At 58.8% G+C, this 19,834-nt stretch carries 22 protein-coding genes; all 22 read right to left on the bottom strand.

The genetic code is table 11. The features are described 5' to 3' along the window. The 22 genes from tssK to tssA all read right to left on the bottom strand — a co-directional run bounded on the left by tssK (window position 1) and on the right by tssA (window position 19,039). Window positions 1-1,332 (bottom strand): type VI secretion system baseplate subunit TssK, encoded by a 1,332-nt coding sequence (tssK, locus tag MMG91_RS25845; protein ID WP_310661111.1) that lies wholly within the window; start codon window positions 1,330-1,332, stop codon window positions 1-3. 2 nt (window positions 1,333-1,334) lie between these two features. Next, window positions 1,335-1,835 carry a type VI secretion system lipoprotein TssJ gene (gene tssJ / locus MMG91_RS25850; RefSeq protein WP_305447461.1) on the bottom strand — a complete coding sequence of 167 codons (501 nt, stop codon included), beginning with the start codon at window positions 1,833-1,835 and terminating at the stop codon, window positions 1,335-1,337. A 5-nt stretch (window positions 1,836-1,840) separates the two neighbouring features. After that, window positions 1,841-3,037: a type VI secretion system-associated FHA domain protein TagH gene (gene tagH, locus MMG91_RS25855; RefSeq protein WP_310661112.1), complete on the bottom strand. Its 1,197-nt coding sequence runs from the start codon at window positions 3,035-3,037 to the stop codon at window positions 1,841-1,843. A gap of 17 nt (window positions 3,038-3,054) precedes the next feature. Continuing rightward, window positions 3,055-3,195, bottom strand: a complete 141-nt coding sequence (locus MMG91_RS25860) for a hypothetical protein (RefSeq protein WP_008150087.1) — start codon at window positions 3,193-3,195, stop codon at window positions 3,055-3,057. Between the two features lie 93 nt (window positions 3,196-3,288). Next, the gene (locus tag MMG91_RS25865; RefSeq protein ID WP_310661113.1) at window positions 3,289-4,806 is read right to left on the bottom strand and encodes a sigma 54-interacting transcriptional regulator; all 1,518 of its coding nucleotides are present in this window, start codon (window positions 4,804-4,806) and stop codon (window positions 3,289-3,291) included. A 10-nt stretch (window positions 4,807-4,816) separates the two neighbouring features. After that, window positions 4,817-7,471 (bottom strand): type VI secretion system ATPase TssH, encoded by a 2,655-nt coding sequence (gene tssH, locus MMG91_RS25870; protein ID WP_310661114.1) that lies wholly within the window; start codon window positions 7,469-7,471, stop codon window positions 4,817-4,819. Window positions 7,472-7,484: 13 nt separating this feature from the next. Next, window positions 7,485-8,492 carry a type VI secretion system baseplate subunit TssG gene (gene tssG / locus MMG91_RS25875; protein ID WP_305503860.1) on the bottom strand — a complete coding sequence of 336 codons (1,008 nt, stop codon included), beginning with the start codon at window positions 8,490-8,492 and terminating at the stop codon, window positions 7,485-7,487. After that, window positions 8,456-10,243 (bottom strand): type VI secretion system baseplate subunit TssF, encoded by a 1,788-nt coding sequence (gene tssF / locus MMG91_RS25880; RefSeq protein WP_310661115.1) that lies wholly within the window; start codon window positions 10,241-10,243, stop codon window positions 8,456-8,458. Before tssF ends, tssG begins: the two co-directional genes overlap by 37 nt. A gap of 27 nt (window positions 10,244-10,270) precedes the next feature. Continuing rightward, window positions 10,271-10,723: a hypothetical protein gene (locus MMG91_RS25885; protein WP_305424496.1), complete on the bottom strand. Its 453-nt coding sequence runs from the start codon at window positions 10,721-10,723 to the stop codon at window positions 10,271-10,273. 62 nt (window positions 10,724-10,785) lie between these two features. Beyond that, on the bottom strand, window positions 10,786-11,169 hold the full coding sequence (locus MMG91_RS25890) for a hypothetical protein (protein ID WP_305424495.1): 384 nt from the start codon (window positions 11,167-11,169) through the stop codon (window positions 10,786-10,788). 46 nt (window positions 11,170-11,215) lie between these two features. Next, on the bottom strand, window positions 11,216-11,998 hold the full coding sequence (locus tag MMG91_RS25895; protein WP_310661116.1) for a hypothetical protein: 783 nt from the start codon (window positions 11,996-11,998) through the stop codon (window positions 11,216-11,218). Next, a complete protein-coding gene (locus MMG91_RS25900; RefSeq protein WP_305424492.1) occupies window positions 11,991-12,392 on the bottom strand; it encodes a hypothetical protein in 402 nt (133 codons plus the stop codon). Before MMG91_RS25900 ends, MMG91_RS25895 begins: the two co-directional genes overlap by 8 nt. Beyond that, window positions 12,389-12,814, bottom strand: coding sequence for a hypothetical protein (locus MMG91_RS25905; protein WP_305424491.1), 426 nt, complete (start codon window positions 12,812-12,814; stop codon window positions 12,389-12,391). Before MMG91_RS25905 ends, MMG91_RS25900 begins: the two co-directional genes overlap by 4 nt. Continuing rightward, the gene (locus MMG91_RS25910; RefSeq protein ID WP_305424490.1) at window positions 12,811-13,011 is read right to left on the bottom strand and encodes a hypothetical protein; all 201 of its coding nucleotides are present in this window, start codon (window positions 13,009-13,011) and stop codon (window positions 12,811-12,813) included. The genes MMG91_RS25905 and MMG91_RS25910 overlap by 4 nt, the downstream gene beginning before the upstream one ends. A 56-nt stretch (window positions 13,012-13,067) precedes the next feature. Continuing rightward, window positions 13,068-13,283 (bottom strand): hypothetical protein, encoded by a 216-nt coding sequence (locus MMG91_RS25915; protein WP_310661117.1) that lies wholly within the window; start codon window positions 13,281-13,283, stop codon window positions 13,068-13,070. A 161-nt stretch (window positions 13,284-13,444) separates the two neighbouring features. Beyond that, a complete protein-coding gene (locus tag MMG91_RS25920; RefSeq protein ID WP_310661118.1) occupies window positions 13,445-13,750 on the bottom strand; it encodes a hypothetical protein in 306 nt (101 codons plus the stop codon). Further along, window positions 13,750-14,502, bottom strand: coding sequence for a hypothetical protein (locus MMG91_RS25925; protein ID WP_310661119.1), 753 nt, complete (start codon window positions 14,500-14,502; stop codon window positions 13,750-13,752). The genes MMG91_RS25920 and MMG91_RS25925 overlap by 1 nt, the downstream gene beginning before the upstream one ends. A 4-nt stretch (window positions 14,503-14,506) precedes the next feature. Beyond that, window positions 14,507-15,013, bottom strand: coding sequence for a PAAR domain-containing protein (locus MMG91_RS25930; protein WP_310661120.1), 507 nt, complete (start codon window positions 15,011-15,013; stop codon window positions 14,507-14,509). 10 nt (window positions 15,014-15,023) lie between these two features. Continuing rightward, the gene (tssE, locus tag MMG91_RS25935; RefSeq protein WP_007894554.1) at window positions 15,024-15,431 is read right to left on the bottom strand and encodes a type VI secretion system baseplate subunit TssE; all 408 of its coding nucleotides are present in this window, start codon (window positions 15,429-15,431) and stop codon (window positions 15,024-15,026) included. A gap of 14 nt (window positions 15,432-15,445) precedes the next feature. Next, window positions 15,446-16,918 carry a type VI secretion system contractile sheath large subunit gene (gene tssC, locus MMG91_RS25940; RefSeq protein ID WP_305447481.1) on the bottom strand — a complete coding sequence of 491 codons (1,473 nt, stop codon included), beginning with the start codon at window positions 16,916-16,918 and terminating at the stop codon, window positions 15,446-15,448. Window positions 16,919-16,946: 28 nt separating this feature from the next. Next, on the bottom strand, window positions 16,947-17,450 hold the full coding sequence (gene tssB, locus MMG91_RS25945) for a type VI secretion system contractile sheath small subunit (RefSeq protein ID WP_019580435.1): 504 nt from the start codon (window positions 17,448-17,450) through the stop codon (window positions 16,947-16,949). A 32-nt stretch (window positions 17,451-17,482) separates the two neighbouring features. Then, window positions 17,483-19,039: a type VI secretion system protein TssA gene (gene tssA / locus MMG91_RS25950; protein WP_310661121.1), complete on the bottom strand. Its 1,557-nt coding sequence runs from the start codon at window positions 19,037-19,039 to the stop codon at window positions 17,483-17,485. Window positions 19,040-19,834 lie beyond the last annotated feature (795 nt).

Here is a 19,834-nt window from a genome sequence, read left to right on the forward strand (position 1 = left end):
TCAGTTCCTGATGGCCCAGAATTTCAGTTCAAGCTCGGCAAATTCGCCGGACACGTGGAACGCGAAGCCGCCGGAGCGCTCGAGTTGTGCCAGGTCTTCGGAACTGAGTTCGAGAATGAAATAGGTTTTGTTGGAGTGGAACGCGATCTGCCGCGGGGCCACCGGCAACGGTTTGACCTTGATGCCCGGCAGATGCAGGTTGACCAGTTGGCGGATGCGCTCCACCGGGCCGACCTTGAGGTGCGCCGGCAAGCGATGGCGCAGTTCTTCGGAGTCGCAGTTGGCGCTGGCGGCGAGTACGAACGAGGCCGAGCCCAGCAGTTTGTGGTCGTGCAACGGCGACACGATGATCCCGTACTGACGCGCTTGCAGCACCAGTTCGATGGCGTGCTGCTCGAGCACCATCGACAGCACCTGACGAATCGCCTCCATCAGTTTGCGGAAGCTCGCGCCCTGGTCGCTGTGCTGGTAACGGCTGTCCAGACGCGGGCGTTTGCTCTCGCTGGAAAACGTCGCCAGATCACCGAGCATGGTCAGCAGCGTGCGGTACAACTCTTCCGGGTGCACCTGTTCCAGGCCGAGGTAATGGCGCAGCAGCATTTCGGTGCGGTTGATCAGTTGCAGCATCATGAAGTCGCCGACTTCCGCGCCGCCGACCTTGCCGTTGGAACGGATCCGCTCGGCGATGGTGTCGCCCCGGTGGCCGAGCATGCTGATCACTTCTTTGAGGCACGACAGCAGGTAGCTGGACGAATGCGCCTGAATGTAGGTCGGCACGAAGTCCGGGTCGAGGCTGATCACGCCGTCGGGCGTGGTGTCGAGCACTTCGCAAATCTTCAGCTTCACGTAGGCCTGGTCGCTCTGCTGCTCGCCGAGCAACAGTTTGAAGTCCGGACGACCGCAGCTGACCTGGCTGGCGGAGTCGTCGCCGGCATTGGAGTCGGCCACTTCCGCGTCGTACGCGGTGTAGCGCGCCAGCACGTCGGACTGCTCCGGGCGGCGAGACTCGATGTGGTTACCGGTGACCAGCGGCAGCGCCAGGTAGATCGGCGTGTTGCCAGTATTCGGCGGCACGTCCAGCGCCAACGGCTCGGTGTTGCCGCCGAGTTCGAACAGGCTGCCGTCCGGCAGAATCCCCGAGGCCTGGCTGATCACCAGTTTGCCCATGTTGAGGAACTGCAAGTCGATTTCCAGGTTGAGGAAGCCCCAGGTGTAGCTGCCCAGCAACTGGGTGCGGGTCTTCATCTGGTGGTCGTAGTAACGATCGTTGTGCTGGAAGTGCTGCGGACGCAGCAACATGCCTTCCTGCCAAATGACTTTATGGGCATTCATGATCAGTCATCCGCCTTGGCGAGCGTTTCGTGGGTGTTGCGGATGCCGGCCTGATCGAGGGTCAGGTCAGCCACGGAGACTTCCAGCGGAGTGATTTGCACCGTGTAGCGCCATTTGGTTTCCGGTAGGTCGCGGTAAGCCGCGAGCACGCCGACGTAACGGCTGCCCTCCTCCACGCTGAGCTTGAGTTCGATGGTTTCACCCGGACGCAATTCGAGTTCTTCGCTGGCCACCAGGTCCGGGACCAGGGATTCCTTGGCGCGTTCGTAGAGACTGAAGAAATCAGCGTTCTCGAACGTCACCGGGTGCTTGAGCTCGAACAGACGCACGACAATTGGCGACGGACGCCCGTTGAGGTCCGGGTTCAGCTGATCGCTACCGGTGAGCTTCAGGTTGACTTTGGTCACTTTGGAATAAGGCGACAACGACGAACATCCGGCCAACAGCACCAGGGCAATGAGCGCCGTCAGCGTCTTGAAAAAAGCGGTGGAACAGCGAGACATGCGCATCATCCTTGGTGGTCGGTGTGAAGGGTGGAAATCAGGCGGATCTGTTCTTCGTAGGCTTGGGCAAAGTCGCGGGCCAGCAGGCGTTCGCTCCAGTCATCGTCCAGACGCAGAGCCTGGTGATAACGCCCGTAGGCTCTCCAGCGACCGCCGGAGGTGGCGAGCAACGGCTTGTTGTCACGCTCGAAACGCAGGGTCAGCTGTTGCGGCGAGAAGTGCTCCAGGGTGCTGCGAACGGCGGCGCGGCTGGCGGTCAGCAAGGCAACTTGATGCGCCTGCAAATCACGGAAGGCACGGGAAATCGCTTGCTCCGCCGGCAACTGACCCGGCTTGTTGCCCTGCAACAGAATGCCCAGCGCTTCGCCGGCATCGACGGCGAATTTCAGCGGGTTCTTGTTAGTGCCTTGTACGGTGGTCTGGGCCAGGCGCAGTTCGTTTTTCAGTTCGCTGCGGGTGCGCAGGCTCTGCTGCAAACCGCCGACGCTCTGCTTGAGCAGGCGCGCGGCGTTCAGGGCCAGGGCTTCGCGAGCGTCATGGTCGAGGCCTTTGAGGTCCACGCCCAACGCCGCACCGAAGTGCTCCCAGAAACCTTCGCTCTGGCGCTCTACCGCTTTTGGCGGCGGGGCTGGCGCAGGTTCTGTCGGGGCGTCGATCAGCTCCGGCACCATCAGGCTTTCCATGTCGATGCGCGCGTAGTCGGCGCGCTGACGGGTGTCCTCGATCACCGTGCTCGGGGAGATCAGTTCGTCGATTTCCGAATACACGCGCTCTTGCTGATCGAGGGCATTGAGCGGGTCGAGGTCGAGGAAGGCATCGTCTGGAATGATGCTGCCCGCAGCCTGCGGACGGCCGACTTCAACGTCGAACGTCGCCGGGTCGCGCACCAGCCGCGCACGGATCTCGAAGTCGCCCAGCACGTACACGCTGCCGTGTTCGATACGCATCGGTTCGCCCTTGCGCAGGCGCGCGCCGCTGTCGCTGTCCTGGATACCGTTGCTGCTGGTGTCGGTCAGGAAAAACGTGCCTTCGCGGTAGCTGATCAACGCGTGGTGGTTGGACAGGTGACGCTTGCGATCGGGAATGATCCAGTCGCAATCCTCGCCCCGGCCGATTACGCCACCGGCCTGCTTGAAGGTCTTCTGGCACAAATCCGTGGGCACGAACTGCTTGGTGTTCAGCATTTCGAAAACCAGTTCCATGGTGATACTCCTTGCGGTCACTTGCCGCGATTGACCGCCTGCGGATCACCCAATGGGCGATAGGTGTTGTCGTTGTATTTGTAATTGCCGCTACAGCCGCCGAGGCCGCATAGAACGACGAGGGTCAGCAGGACGGCTTGCCAGTGACGAACAGACATCAGAGGGTCTCCAGGGGTAAACAAAGCGCAAAGCGCCAGCCCGTTTGGGCGGCGCTGAAATAAGCGGACGCGGTGAAATCGACGGTCTGTTGCCTAACCATCGAAATCACCCAAATTGATATTCAGGCGCCCGAGGCGGTACAGCAGCGTGCGGCGCGGCAACCCGAGTTCGCGGGCGGCGAGGGTCTGGTTGCCGTCGTTTTTGCGCAGGCAGTCGAGCAGCAAACTGCGCTCAACCTGCTCCAGGCGTTCGCGCAGGTTCAGGCTGCTGTCTTCCGGCATGGCTTCCATGCGCAGGGAGAAATGCTCGGCCAGCAACTCGCCGCCTTCGCACAACAGCACCGCGCGTTCGACCAAACCTTTGAGTTCGCGAACGTTGCCGGGGAAGGCATAACCGGACAGGTGATCCAGCGCCGCGTCGGACCAACGCACCGCATCCCGTTGCAGAAACGCGCAAGCCTTGTCGGCGAAATGCCGCGCCAGGTCGAGGATGTCGCCTTCGCGCTGACGCAGGGCCGGCAGTTCGATCGGGAATTGCGCGAGACGGTAGTACAAGTCCTCGCGGAATTTGCCTTCGCTGACCAGCACCGCCAAATCTCGGTGCGTCGCGGCGATGATGCGCACGTCGATTTTGTGGGTGTCGTTGGAACCCAACGGGCGGATCTCGCCTTCCTGCAACACCCGCAGCAATTTGGCTTGCAGGGACAACGGCATATCGCCGATTTCATCGAGCAACAAGGTGCCGCCGTTGGCCGCGTCGAACAGCCCGGCACGGTCGCGGTCGGCGCCGGTGAAGGCACCTTTGCGGTAGCCGAACAGCTCGCTTTCCAGCAGGTTCTCGGGGAACGCCGCGCAGTTCTGCACGATGAACGCCTGGGAACGCCGCGGGCCGCAATCGTGGATCGCCCGCGCAACCACTTCCTTGCCAGTGCCGGTCTCACCGCGCAGCAGCACGGTGTACGGGCTGTGCAAAACTTTGCTGATCAGCGAATAGGTCTGGCGCATGGCTGCGCTCTTGCCAATCAAGCCATAACCGCTGGCGCTCGGGACGTTGACCGGCGCCGGTCGTGTATCGCCGGTCGGCTGACGCAAACGTTGCAGCAAGTGCAATTGGCCGAGCACGAACGAGCCCAGTTGACCGAGAGAATCGGCAAAGCCTTGCAGGTCGATGTGCCGGCGACTGGCGCACAGCAGCAAACCTTCGACAGCCTTCTGCCGATTGACCAACGGCACGCACAACAGTGACTGCCAGGGTGTGGCCTGGAGCGGCAGGAAACTGGTTTCGTGCAGGCTGCCGCTCAACTCGCTGAGGCATACCACGCGGTTCTGGCACAGTGCGAATTGCAGCAGTTGTTCACCGTTGTAATCCGCCGGCAGGCTCGCCGCTTCCCGGGGTTGCAGGATGCCGTTCAGGCACTCGGCGTTCATCCCCAGGCAAGTGTGGGTCGCATCCAGCAGGTACAACTGCGTCAGCTCGCAACCGCTGAGCTCGGCCAATCCACGCACGAAGTCACCCAGCAGCGCAGCGCCATCTGCCGCCCGCGACAGGCTGGCGAACTGCGCCAGCAAGGCTTCGGCATAGATCAGCGGTTGCGGCACTTGAGTGAACATCACACCCACCTCAGGCGAACTCGCACATCACGCTGGCGTCACCGTCGAGCGTCGCATGCACACGCTTGAGGCTTTCACCGGTGGCCATTGCGTCGAGCAAACGGTCAGCCACCAACGGCAGCACATGCAGGTCGAGCAAATGGTCGATCAGGCGGGCGCCGCTGTCGCTTTGGGTGCAGCGTTCGGCCAAGTGATCGACGAGATCCTGGGAGTAAGTGAAATCGAGCTGACGACGGTTCAGGCGCTCGCCCAAACGGCCGAGTTTGATTTCGATCAGCTCGCGCAGCACCGGGCCACCGACCGGGTAGTAAGGCACCACACGCATGCGCGCCAGCAGTGCCGGCTTGAAGTGCTTGCTGAGCACCGGGCGAATGGTTTCTTCAAGCACTTCGGCAGTCGGCCGCGCGCCGTTTTCGCAAAGTTCGCTGATGCGGTCGCTGCCCAGGTTCGAGGTCATCAGGATCAGCGTGTTGCGGAAATCGATCTCGCGCCCTTCCCCGTCGTTGGCCACGCCTTTATCGAAGATTTGGTAGAACAGGTTGAGCACGTCCGGGTCGGCTTTCTCGACTTCATCGAGCAACACCACCGAGTACGGCTTCTGGCGCACGGCTTCGGTGAGCATACCGCCCTCGCCGTAACCGACGTAGCCCGGCGGCGCACCGATCAGGCGCGAGACGGTGTGCTTCTCCTGGAACTCGGACATGTTGATGGTGGTGATGAAACGATCACCGCCGTAGAGCAAATCGGCGAGGGCCAGGGCGGTTTCGGTCTTGCCGACGCCGCTTGGGCCGACCAGCAGGAACACGCCGACCGGTGCATCAGGTTTGTTCAGGCCGGCAGCGGTGGCGCGCATCGAGCGGTCCAGTGCGTGAACGGCTTGTTCCTGACCACGGATGCGGGTGCGCAGGTCGGTGGCGAAGCTCGCGACCTTGGCGTTGTGCTCGCGGGCCAGTTGCGCCAATGGCACACCGGTCCAGGCGCTGATCACTTCGGCCACCAGACGCGGGCAGACTTCGAAGCTCACCAGACGTTCTTTGAGTTGCAGTTCAGTCAGGGTTTTGTGCGTTTCGTTGAGCGCGGCTTCCAGGGTTTCGACGCTTTGCGCTTCGTCCACTGGCGCTTCAAGAGTTTCGATCACGGTGCCTTCGGCGTCTTCCTCAACCGTCACGGTTGGCTCGACGGCAGCGGCTTCACGGGCCTTGGCCAATTGCTGACGCAGCTCCAACAGGCGCTCGGCCAGTTCTTTCTGCTCGGTCCACAGGGTTTCCAGAGCGCCCCTTTCGTCTTCGGCGTCGGCCAGGCGATCTTCCAGAGCGTCCAGCGCTTCGTGATCGATCAGCAGACCGGCCTCGGCGTCACGACGCAGGGCCTGACGCTGACGACCACCCTCGGCCAGTTCGCCACGCAGGCGCTCCAGGCTTTCCGGGGCGGCGGCGAGGCTGATGCGCACACGAGCGCAGGCGGTGTCGAGCACGTCGACGGCTTTGTCCGGCAACTGACGACCCGCCAGGTAACGGGCGGACAATTCGGCTGCTGCAACCACCGCGTCATCGCGCAGGTAAATGCCGTGGCTCTTCTCGTAGACCTGAGCCAGGCCACGCAGGATGGTCACCGCTTCGCTGACGGTCGGTTCGTGCAGTTGCACCGGCTGGAAGCGACGAGCCAGGGCCGGGTCTTTCTCGAAGTATTTTTTGTACTCCGCCCACGTGGTGGCGGCGATGGTACGCAACTCGCCACGGGCCAGAGCCGGTTTCAACAGGTTGGCCGCGTCGGAACCGCCAGCGTTGCCGCCCGCGCCGATCAGGGTATGGGCTTCGTCGATAAACAGAATGATTGGTTTCGGCGAGGCTTTGACTTCGTCGATCACGCCTTTGAGGCGACGCTCGAATTCACCTTTGACGCTGGCGCCGGCCTGCAACAGGCCCATGTCCAGGGACAGTAGCTCGACGCCTTTCAAGACTTGCGGCACTTCACCGGCGGCGATGCGCGAGGCCAGGCCTTCGACGATGGCGGTTTTACCGACGCCGGCTTCACCGACCACGATCGGGTTGTTCTTGCGCCGACGGGCGAGGATGTCGACCATCTGCCGGATCGCGCCATCGCGGCACAGCACCGGGTCGAGTTTGCCGTCGCGGGCCTGTTGGGTCAGGTTGTGGGTGAAACGCTCCAACAGCGATTCGCCGGGCACGGCGGGTTTACCGGTGGCCGGTTGTTCTTTCTGCGACAGAGCGAATTCTTTCAGGCGCTCGATGTTCAGCTTGACCAGCAACGACTGATAACGACTGCCGGCGTAACGCATCGGGTTGCGCAGCAGTGCGAGGATCAACGCGGCTTGCTCGACCTGGCTTTGGCCCAACTCGAGATTGGCCACCAGCAAGGCGTCTTGCAGCCACTGCACCAGTTCCGGGGCGAACACCGGGTTGCGCGAGGCGCTGTGCTCGACCCGCGATTGCAGCGCGGCGCTCAGTTCGCCGGCATCCACTTCGGCGTCTTGCAACGCGCGGGCAAGCAAGCCTTGCGGGCGCTCCAGCAGGCCCAGCAGCAAGTCTTCGACGAGGATCTTGCTGCCGCCACGGGCGACGCAGCGTTCGGCAGAACTTTCCAGATCACGACGGGTTTCGGCGTCCAGCGCCTGGATAAGTTGTTGCAGGTCTACGTTGATCATGTGTCATCTGTCCTTAATGAATTTTGCTGCCCAAGGTCACCACGCCATCCGCTTTTTCGCGGCCCAGCCAACTGGTCCACCCCAGGCGACAGGCGTTCTGCTCACCGATGCGCAGTTCGCGGATTTCTTCCTGGCGTAACACCAGGCGAATGTCGTAATCGAGCGGGTCACGCAGGGTGAACCGCACCAGCGCGCACAGCGGCTGATAGCCGAAACCGATCGGCAGGAATTCGTGAAAGCGTTGCCAGTCGAGCTCGCGGATGTGAATGCGGAATTTGCCGCTGCGATCACGCACGTGTTCGCCCAGCACCAGGTCTTCGCCGAGCAGGCTGTTGGCGCGACCCAAGCGATTGCGCTGCTCGTCGAGGATCTCGACGCGGCGCTCGATACATTGCTCGATGGTCAGCTCGGCGTGCTTGAAGTAGTAGCGCAGTACCGCTTCGATCAACGCCGCCGAGTGCGCCCGCAAGCTGAGCAGGCCGAGGTACGGCAGCAGGCGTTTCCAGTTCAGCTCCTGGGCCTTGCGGATCTCTTCGCCACCCAGACCGATCAATGCAAACAGCTGCGACGAAAACGGGTCGAGGGCACCACTCTGGAAGCTGGCGCGGTAGCGGTATTTTTTCCAGATCGGCAGCATCAGCCGTTGCAGGCGATGGTGGAACAGGTCGAGGAAGTTGCGGGTCGGATTACCGTCTTCGCTGTCGCCCAGGGCCTGTTCGCCATAGAACGCCGGTAGCGGCGAACCGGAACCGACCAGGCCGATCAGGTTGAAACGCAGGCGCGCACGCATCTGCCCGTGCTCTTTGAAAAACTCCACGCGATCGACGTCGCTGCCAGGGAAACCCAGGCTCGGGTTGGCCTGGAATTCCAGCTGGTCGTAGAGGTCGTCTTCGCTCAGGTGCGGGTGTGCATCGCGCAGCCGGTCGATCACCAGCAGCACGGCCTGAAACAGCGAGTACTCGCGTATTACCCGGGTCAGCCCGCTTAAAGCAGGGGCTGCAGGCCCATACGTGGTGTCCATTGGTACACCTCTCCCTGTGTGCTTTTTACCCGCAGCTCGTGGAACGAATTGAGACTGGCGTAAAGCGCGAAAAACTCGTTAAGAACCGAAGCGAACACGAACAGGTCGCCCTCGCCGATATACCCTTCCGGGTCGATAGTCAGCTCGGTGCGCAACCCGCGAACCGGCAACCCTCGGTGCAATCTGTCGACATGCTGGTGCTTGATCGATTTGAGCCCGCCCAGCAGGCGCTTGCTGACTTTTTCCGCGTGCTGGTCGTAGTAGCGCGGCAGGTCGTAGGTTTCGAGAATCACCTTCAACGCATTGACGTCGGCCAGCGACAGGTAGTTGAGCGACATGTTGCTGATCAGCTTCCAGAGGAAGTCGCGGTTCAGCGGCGGCGCGAAACTCGAGGTGGCCGGGGTGATGTTGCGGAAGCTCAGAAACTCCGGCGTCTCTTCACAGGCCATGCAGATGTCGCCGAGCTTGAGCTTGCGCGGCAGGTTCTGGTTGGTGCACATCAGCTCGATCGACAAGGTTTCGTGGGCTTCGGTATGGCGGATGCCGAAGCTCAAGTAGGTGTCGAGGCCGTCGTGCAGCAAGGACGAACGCTGGCGGATGCTGTAATGCGGACGGCTGGTGGGCACGTCGAAACTCGGGTCGTGCTCGAAGGATTCGAACGGCACGTACTCCTGATAACCGAGGCCGCCGGGCTTCCAGCCAGTCACGGTTTCCACCGAAAACACGCCGCAGTTTTCCAGGTCGTATTCGGCCGGCAGCAGCAGGTACTCGTCCTGTTTGCCGTCGAGGCGAATCGGCAGCGCATCGTGCTCGAACAGGTTGACGATCGGCGTGCAGTAGAGCTTCACGTTGTCCAGGGTCGGACGCATACGCATGATGCCGCTCTTGCGAATATCGAAGCGCAACTCCAGGCCACGCATCTGCTTGAGCGTGTCTTCCGGCAGCGCCTTGAGCAGGTCCAGACCGTTGATATCAACGAACAGGAATTTGTCCTGGAAGGCGAAATATTCCTGCAGGTAGCGATAGCCACGGAAGGTGTTCAGCGGATACGGGATCAACGCTTCTTCTTCGGCAAAACCCACCGGCTGCACGCGGTCGCCGGGCATCTTGAACGCCATCGGCTGACCGCTTACGCCGTTGATGGGCTTGCCGGCGCCATCCAGCGGGATCAGCTCGATGCCTTCGAGGTTGCGCAACAGGCTCAGGTACAGCATCTGGCTGATGTAGCGCTCACCGGCAAAGTGCAGACGCAGACGGCTCAGCTCCAACTCGCCGAGGTGACCATCCGCGCTCATCTCCAGCCGCAGGCTCAACAGCGAACCGTCACCCTTCACCGAGTAATTCAGCGCGGCCAGATCCAGCGGCAACACCTCGGTCGGGTAGCACGTGCGGAAACGGCAGCGCACCTCATCGACCGGCACACTCTCCACCGGCGTATCACGCTCGACCCTCAACGCTGGCCCGGAACGTTTCAACGGGTCGAACTGCAAAATGCTGAACGCCGGCAGCGGTCGCATGTAGTTCGGCCACAGCAGCTGCATCAGCGAGTGGCTGAGCTCCGGCAGCTCGTCGTCGAGCTTCTGGCGCAGGCGCCCGGTCAGAAAGGCAAAGCCCTCCAGCAACCGCTCCACATCCGGATCCCGCCCGGCCTGACCGAGAAAAGGCGCCAACGCCGGGCTACGCTCGGCGAAACGACGACCTAACTGGCGAAGTGCGGTGAGTTCGCTTTGGTAGTAGTGGTTAAAGGACACGAGGTACCTTCCTGGTAGTGGATCTCATCAAAAAAATATCCTGTAGAGCACGACCGTCACGCCGGCACAGAAATAACCGACGATCAGGAGGTACGGCACGATCAGGATCCAGCCGTAGGCCATGTAAGAGTCACTGAGCTGCCCGGCGACCAGACTGAACAAGCCATAAAGCATCCATGGCACGGCGTAGAACGGAATGAACTTCAACGGCGCCAACCAGACCATCCGCAACGCTTGTTGCTCGTTTCGGCTCTTGGCGGATCGAGAAGTCCACAGCGAAAACATCAACAACCCGGGGATGCCCCACCACAACAGGTACACCCAATGGGTCTCGGATGAATCGAACGTGGAGTACTCGCCAATCCACAGGCCATAGGAAAAAATCGCCAGCACCGCCAGCAATGGCCACCACAAGGCAGCCATGAAGAAACCAAGCTGCGCGCGGCTAAGCGTGGGCATCTCGTCCGCTGCGTCGATCATTGGCAAGCCCCTATCCTCAGCTTGGCGACCCGGTAACACCGTTGTCTGGCAAGAGCGAAATTTCACTGGCTCTGCCCTCCCTTGCTCGCAGTGATCGGCACGTACGAGTCGATGAAGAGGTACTCGCTGTCGGCCCCGCTTACACGATTCATCGTGAGCGGCTTGCCGTCGGGAATGCTGAAACGAGTCCAGCCTTCTGTCACCAAACTGCCGCCCTCCGCGCGCACCTGGACGAAATAGTCCGGCGGCGTGGATTGGCTGATCTCGATGAAGTAGCCACCGTCCTGCGCGCCGCGCCATACCGCATCGGGATGCTCGGGCAATACCGGCTTCGCGTTGCCCCGACTCGAGCCGATCCAGAACGTCGCGACCACGATGATGGACAATGCACCGATCAGGCTCAGCAGGTGATTGAGCCATTTCCATACGCGAATCCATGGCGTCATTGCGCGCACCATGTTCGGGTTTTGCGCATGCGAGTTCTTCTGGCGATCAGGCGCATTCCGGCACCCACCAGTATTCATAACCATGCGTGCCGGGATAGAGCACTGTCGAGCCGCTGAACTCAGGGGGAACACCGAAAATTTCAGTCACCCGAAAATTCCATTCGGACGATTCGAGCAGCGCGCCTTCCGTGGTGTACACCCGAAAAAAGTACTCACTACTGAACAACCCGAACACTTGTCCGATCAATTCAAGCTTGTGATAGCCGGGCGCGTATGTGACGAGATAGCACTCACCCGAATCGTTCGAGTGTCGAGTCACGGCCTCTGCCGTTACACCACCGAAAATCTTCATCCCAAGCAAAACGGTACACATGCACACACCGATCAGCGCCGTGATCAGCAGCAGACGCGGTGTTGCCTGGCGGTCGTGAGTCGCCAGCGGCTGCACTTGCGCAAGCCTGCGCCAGCGGCTGTAGGCATTGTCGATGGCGTTGCTCAGCAGGATGGCGCCAACCGTCAAGCCACCCGTGAGTGCGCAGTACGCCAAACCCCGGATGGGATACTGCGGCAGCAGGTAAAACAAAATCGCCAGCATCATGAAAATCACCAGGCCAAACTGGATGGCCTGGCGCTGGATGAAGACCAGAATCAAATTCAGGGAAACGAAAAAGTAGAAAATCAGGTACATCGCCATGCCGATGGCGACACCGCGCGAGGTCAGCCCACCGACCAGTTGTTTGTAGGCGGGCACGGCATAGCCATTCATGACGATATAAACCACGCAGGCCAGCGCATGCACGGCCAGACCGATGACCCGACGGCTATTCATATACAACTCCGGCCATGGCTTTATCAGCGCTCAGAATCTGGCTTTGCTGAAGGTAAATAACTCCTTCGCCGGCGAAGAACATCACACTGTCGGCAGTCAACGGCTGGCTATTTTCATCTCCGAACTTCAGCCAACCCTGATCCCACAATGACCCATCATCATTGCGGATCTCCACGAAATAATAGGGTGGTTCTGATTTGCTGATTTCTACGAACTGGCCACCATCGGCACCACCGCGCCACTTCGCATTCGGGTACTCGCTCAGCACATGAGGCTGTGCTTTAGAGAAATCCATGTAGCAAACAATCACCCCGAGCGCCACGCAGGCGAGCGCACCCATCGCCATGAGGAAGCGCTGTAGCCAAATCATTTTGAGGCGACCCGAGCTGGTCATGCGACCACCTCCTGCGCAGGACTCGCAGGCAACGCCTGCCGCATCAGCGCGCGTTTTTCCCAACGCAGCTCAATGACCTGCGTGACTAGAATCGCCAACAACGTGACGCCACCTTGGGCCACGGTGTAGAAGAGCGCACGCAACGGGTTGTCGGGCACCATCATGAACAAAATCCAGGCAACCATCAGCGCGAGCAAACCGAGTTTGGCCCATAGGTTCGGGAAAACTGCGACCAGTGCGTTCACCCCGAAAAAAATATAAATGAACATGTAATGAGCAATGCCGATTCCCACGCCACGCGTTGTGAACCCGCCGTTGAACGCTTTATAGGCAACGACGACTGCATCGTTCAGGAACGCGTAAGCAACGCATCCAGCAGCGTGGAAAGCGAGGCACATGGCAAAGCGGACGTAGATGTTCATGCTGGACTCAAATTCGCATAGTAGGAACCGGTGAGCTCCATCACGACGACGGTCATTAACACTACGAACGTCAGTGCACGATGGAGCAGCGACTCTCGGAATCCACGACGAAGCCCGGTCAGAATCAGCACAAGACACAGCAATGCCAGAACGCCAAACAAATTGCTGTCGGCAACAACCGCCAAGTAGCCTTCCATTTCACCTATCCCGTGCATGTCGTTCAGTTTTCCAAGTGGGTTGCTTCGAGCCAAGCCTAAAACAACTCACTGAACACCCACTTATTAAAACTATAAAGAGCAACAACACCTACAGCGGCGGCGACCAAGGGATGAAATCCATCTTGTAAGCGTTGCCCTCTAAAAATAACTGCCACTGCCTTTGCAAAATAATAAAAAACAAATACCATCATCGGAATATAAAGCGCAGCACAAAAAACAAATAAACTGCTGTAAACATCAATACCACTCACTGACCATTTAGTCTTGGGGTCAGTGAGTGACATCAACAGAAAAAACGCAGACATAGAAAAATAAAAACAACTCACCATTTTAGAAATTTTCGGACCCGCCCCACTTTTCGAACATAGCAGCCCAAACACAATTTTCGGAGCTGGCCTTACTTCACAACTAATCACGACATCGGCCCATTCGAAAAAAACTTTGGAAGTACAAATAGCACCAACAAGCTGATGACCCAAAGTACAATCAAATAGTAGTTACCCGGCATTCTGCAGGTTGCCCACCCTTTAACCACCCCATAACCAATAGCGAACTGCAACAGCAAGAACGAGATAACCCCCAACGGAACGGAAAGCAAATAGCTATAAGGCTCAGCAAATCCAAACCGGACAACCGCATAAATTTCGAACATTGCAAACGGTGCGACCAAAGCAATTGCGATGATGATCATTGCTCTGACTTTTTTTGCGCTACTCATCAACGCAAGCCCTCGGCATAAAGGAATTGGGCCAAGTCAAGCCGACGCTGTTCACCAGATGGTCCATCAATACCGTAGTAGAAATGTCCCACACCTTCCTTACGCTCACTGGACTCTGTCATCTGCGAACCGAGCAAGGGGGCGTGTTCAGCCAGGTCGAATAATGACATGCCCGCATGGATCGGGTCGCCATGCTCCTTCAGATCGAGAACAACAACATGCTTAATAAGCGATTGCTGTTTAACCTCTCTCAACATTTCTTCAGAAATGGGAGAACCAATCAAAACTAAATAATCAACTGCCTGCCCCTTATCAGCGTAGTAAAGAGCTGACTGTGCGGCCACCAGCGACCCGAAAGAATAACCAATAAGATTAAACTGCCCTCCGACTGAAACGGAACGACTCACTCCTAGCGCATTCAAACTCCAGTCTGCTTCAACACTGTATGGCCCGGCGTCAGACATACCATTAATTGTCTTAAGCCTATAACGGTGCTTGTTGACCCCAGCGACCGCATCGACGTATTGGCCTTCAGTATTTCGCCCTACTACTGCGCCACTAATACCGACCATACGTAGAGACTTAACCTGATCATCAATATATCCACCGGTCATGCCAGCGCCGCCGAGATAAACAGTCAGACCTTCTTCCACCACGATATTTTTCGGTGCCCTGTCCGCAGTAGCAGTGCTGCTGGTCGAGGCAATCTTTTTAAATATGCCTGTTGGTGTTTCCAATACGTCAGTCGTCATTGCATCAATCCTCTGATGCAACGTAGATATCGACTTTTTCCGCACTATTGTGCCGCGCCACTCGATGAGTCAGACCTGTATCACTGGTAACACCTTCTTCTTGTAGGCCATTTTCTCGGATCAACAGATATCGACGGTTTGCCATAGGAGTTCCGCTCTTATCAGTCAAGACAAACTGCTCATCAAACCCAGGAATAATCACAGGCAACGGCGCCACAAACGGCGCCGGCGAATGCGAGTTCCCGATAATCACCGTCGAAGACCCAGCCGTGACTTTGTTGCCATGAGTACCGACTGAGTCGACGGTGGCCGCCGGTTTACCGTTGATCAAAACGGTCGTTGCTAAATCGCCAACCATCGCACCACCACACGCCGAGGCATCGCCTTGGCGGGCGGCCGCGAGGCCGTCGAAGAACACGTCGCCCGAACCGGCGGCGATCGGGTTGGTGCCGTGGCCGGGGAGCGGGCAAGCGGTGGGGTCGGATACGCGTGCTGCGGGTTTGCCGGACATCGGAGTCTCCTTAGTTGACCTTTACTTGACCGCTGCCATCCAGGCGCGCGGCGAAACTGACCTGACGCTTGAAGCCATCAACTTCCAGCAAGCCTTCAATGCTGAAGGACAGGCGAAGCTGATCGTTGTCACGCGGCAGGGAAATGACACGCACATTGCTCAGGCGTGGCTCGTAGGCTTCGATGAAATTTTCGATGGCCAGACGGGCCTGACTCAGGGAGTCGTGCAGGCTCAGGCGCATGTCATTGAGATCGGGTAGCCCGTAATCGGACAGCGTTTGCACGCTGCCCGCACGGGTGCTGAGCATCTTGGCCAGATGGGCAGCCACGGACGCCATGGCGGAAACCTCGCGGCTCCAGCCGACGCGTTTGTCCGCGTCGCCACCCAGGCGTTCGAAAAGGCTGCCGTATCCAGTCATGAGTTAGGCTCCGCTTACTCTTTGTCCAGCTTGCCAACCAGCGACAAGGTGAAATCGGCACCCATGTACTTGAAGTGCGGGCGCACGTTCAGGCTGACGCGGTACCAGCCCGGCTCGCCTTCAACATCGCTGACGATGATTTGCGCAGCGCGCAGCGGACGACGGCCACGAACTTCGGCGCTCGGGTTTTCCTGGTCGGCCACGTACTGGCGGATCCACTTGTTGAGTTCCAGCTCGAGGTCGGTACGTTCTTTCCACGAACCGAGTTGCTCGCGCTGCAGCACTTTCAAGTAGTGAGCCAGGCGGTTGACGATCATCATGTACGGCAGTTGGGTGCCGAGCTTGTAGTTCAGCTCTGCCGCCTTGCCTTCTGCGCTGATGCCGAAGAACTTCGGCTTCTGCACCGAGCTTGCGGAGAAGAACGCCGCGTTGTCGGAGCCTTTACGCATGGTCAGGGAGATGAAACCTTCCTCGGCCAGTTCGTATTCACGACGGTCGCTAACCAATACCTCGGTAGGAATCTTGGTTTCGATTTCGCCCATGCTTTCGAAGTGGTGCAACGGCAGGTCTTCAACCGCGCCACCGCTCTGCGGGCCGATGATGTTCGGGCACCAGCGGAATTTGGCGAAGCTGTCGGTCAGTTTGGTGCCGAACGCGTAGGCGGTGTTGCCCCACAGGTAGTGCTCGTGGCTGTTGGCGACGGTTTCTTTGTACACGAACGATTTGACCGGGTTTTCTTCCGGGTCGTACGGGTTACGCAGCAGGAAACGCGGCACGGTCAGGCCAACGTAACGGGAGTCTTCCGACTGGCGGAAGCTCTGCCATTTGGCGAACTGCGGGCCTTCGAAGTGATCCTTCAGATCTTTCAGGTCCGGCAGACCAGTGAAGCTTTCCAGGCCGAAGAATTTCGGGCCGGCAGCCGCGATGAACGGCGCGTGCGACATGCAGGCAACGCTGGACACGTACTGCATCAGTTTCACGTCTGGCGAGCTTGGGGACATGAAGTAGTTGGCGATGATTGCGCCGACTGGCTGACCACCGAACTGACCGTATTCAGCGGTGTAGATGTGCTTGTACAGGCCCGACTGCATCACTTCCGGCGAATCTTCAAAATCGTCCAGCAGGTCGTCCTTGGAGACGTTGAGGATTTCGATCTTGATGTTTTCGCGGAAGTTGGTGCGATCGACCAGCAACTGCAGGCCACGCCACGACGATTCCAGGGACTGGAAGTCAGGGTGGTGAAGGATTTCGTCCATCTGACGGCTGAGCTTGGCATCGATCTCGGCGATCATGCGGTCGACCATGGCCTTCTTGACCGGCTCACCGTTGTTCTGCGGCTTGAGCAGTTCTTCGATGAATGCCGACACACCGCGTTTGGCGATGTCGTAGGCTTCGTCATCCGGGGTCAGGCGGGTTTCGGCGATGATGCTGTCGAGAATGCTGTATTCGCTCTCGTTGCTCTTTTGCTGTGCTGCGCTAGTGCTCATTGTGTTGGCTTCCTTGGCTGATGGGGGCTCAGGCGTCCGGGGCTGCGGCGTTCAGGCCCAGCTCACCCAGTACGCGACCGCGGGATTCGTCGTCGGCGAGCACGCCTTCGATGGCTTTGCGGAACGCAGGCGCGTTACCCAGCGGGCCTTTGAGGGCCACCAGCGCGTCGCGCAGTTCCATCAGTTTTTTCAGCTCAGGCACTTGCTCGACCAGCGAGGCCGGGTTGAAGTCTTTCATCGAGTTGACGCGCAGTTGCACGGCCAACTCGTCGGCTTCGCCATCTTCCTGCAGACGGTTCGGCACGCTCAGCGTCAGGCTCAGCTCTTGCTTGGCCAGCACTTCGTCGAACGTCATTTTGTCGATGCTGATCGGCTTGCGATCTTCGACTTTGCGTTCGTCCTTGCGGTGGGTGTAGTCACCGATTGCCAGTAGTTTCAGCGGCAGTTCAATCTCTTCCTGAGCACCGCCGGTGGCGGGTTTGAAGGTGACGTTGATGCGTTCCTTGGGGGCTACCGAGCCTTCTTTGGCCATGGCTTTTCTCCTTGCGGTTGTGGCCCGGGGGCCTATTCGAGTACCACTTCAAGATCGAGGTGGCACAGCCTGCGATAAATCTCTTCCTTGCGTTCACGCACTGCATGGTTCTGCGGTAACAACTCGCAGCAGCTATGCAGCAAATGCAGCACTTCCAGCGCAAGATCGGGCTCCCAGGCGTGCAGGCCTGAGTCCTGTAATGTTTGGTCGAGGGTTTCGAGTTGGGTCTTGGCCAGTTCGTATTTCTTGGCCATGAAGCACAGCCGCGCTAGGGCGAACTGCCAGAAGAAGCGAACCCGCCCGCCATGGGCGCTTTGCAGGCCCTGCTTGAGAATCTGCACGGCGGCCTTGAGGCCGTCCTTGCGCAGAATCGGCATGACTTCTTCCAGGGCCACTTCCCAGGCAGGCTGGGTATCGGCGACTTCGACCTTGCGCGGCGCGCTGGCGCTTTGCAGGTGCGGCATGACGTGGGCGCTGATCCAGGCGCGGGTGGCCGGATCGGCGAACGGCGCGCCGTCGTGGAAACGCAACTCGATGATGCCAGGCAGGCGCTGAACCAAAAGCGCGAAGTGGATTTCCACTTCGCGCATCGCCATCTCGGCGTTCAGCCCTTGAAGGCATTCCCAGACCATTCGCTGGCCATCGAACCAGAACGGCGCCTTCGCCAGGCTCGCCTCCAGTTCTACCAGCAGATCTGCGTATTTCCCCTGGTCGTAGCGGTCCTGATAGGCCTTGAGTTTGTCCGCCGGCAAGCCACGTAGAACGGTGATCTGTTCTGCGTTGCGCTCGGGCACCGCATCGATGGGCAGCCACAGCAGCGTGCGATTGAGGCGCAGGGCGCGCAGGTCGGTGGCTTTCTGTTTGAGCCACCAGGCACACAAAGGACGGGCGTTTTCCTGCTGGGCGCGCAGGGCCTTATGGGCTTCTTTCTCGTTATCGATCGGCGCGCCGGGAGTGAACAGCTGGGTCGCGGCCTGCTTGACCTGCGCCACCGCGGCGCCCACCACACCGGGCTCCGGCTGATTGTCGGCGGCGCGCTGGACCATGTTTTTCAAGCGACGGGAGATCGGCAGCAGCAACGGCGCGTCATCGCCCAGATGCTCGGTGCACGCGGCGTCGAGACCTTCCAGATGCTCGACCAGACGGCGGAACAGCGGCAGCTGCTCTTTGATCGCGACGTTTTCGTTCAACACCTGCTCAAGACGCGGCACCAACCAACTGATGGCAGCGGAGCGAGTGCGGGCCTTGTTCGGGTGGATTTCGGCCCAGTGATTTTCACAAAGGTGGTGCAACAAACCGAGGCCGGCCAGCAGCCCCTGGAAGGATTCACGCTGGTACAGCGCCCAGGTCAGCCACGCAGCAACACGCAAATCCTTGGATTGGGTGCGCAGCAGGTTTTCACTGTTTTCGCGGATTTTCAGCCAGTCGATCTGACCGCTTTCGTGCATGGACGAGGCTTTACCCAGCTCGCTTTCCAACGCCTCATATTCGCTCGAAAAGCGAACATCCTCGCCCGCGAAATGCTCTTTTGAAACAGAGGCTTTTGCGAGTTCAAGGTAATGGGCGGAAAGTTTGCTTGAGTAGGACATCCGTGACCTTTAATTAGGATTACAGTCATGCGGCCAGTGGAGTTGAAATGGCGCGAGACAGTATCAAAGAGCTGCGATGAATCTCATCCAATTGAGTTCGCGCTCTTTCAAGGCGCGCATCCTAATCACAATGATGGCCATTAGCAAGCATCTTATAAAACAATAAAACTGCGTCTTCGTTGTTGCTGTAGGAGATCACCCTATAGGGGACAAGGGATCCCCTGATGCCGGTTTTGCCCCCCTCACCTTCACCACATCACCCCCACAACCATTGACCCAGAGCGGTTTATCAACCACGCCAATCATCACAGGACATTCACGCCCTGAAACGGAACCCAGCATGACAAAAATAAAACTTGAAAAATGTAGGAGCTTTCCGAAAAGTTACAGTCATCCATGGACGTAGCGATAATTGACAATAAGCAATACAAAGCGCCATCAAAATGATGGCACTTTTTATTCACCCATCTTTCTCCAAATACGTACTCAGTCCGCCTCAAACTTCTTACAAAAGAATCGAAAGCCATTCGCGCATTGCTGACGCAACATTCTGAAGCGCGGAAAACTCTGACGTACTTTCTGGACGCGTCCGACATTCATTATTTTGGGTAAGAGAACCATCAACCCAAGAGGCTCTTATGAAGGCAAATCCGGCGGCAAGCAGCGGCCTTTGTCCGAAACATCCAAGGCATACATAGAAAAATTCGGCATCCCTACGGAAGCGGGCAGGACTGAAAATTGGCGCTCAGCAGAATGACGGATGACCTGCAGTTGCCGGTGAAACGAGCGCTGGAT

The organism is Pseudomonas sp. JL3 (assembly GCF_031570575.1).
GTDB lineage: Bacteria > Pseudomonadota > Gammaproteobacteria > Pseudomonadales > Pseudomonadaceae > Aquipseudomonas > Aquipseudomonas cucumis.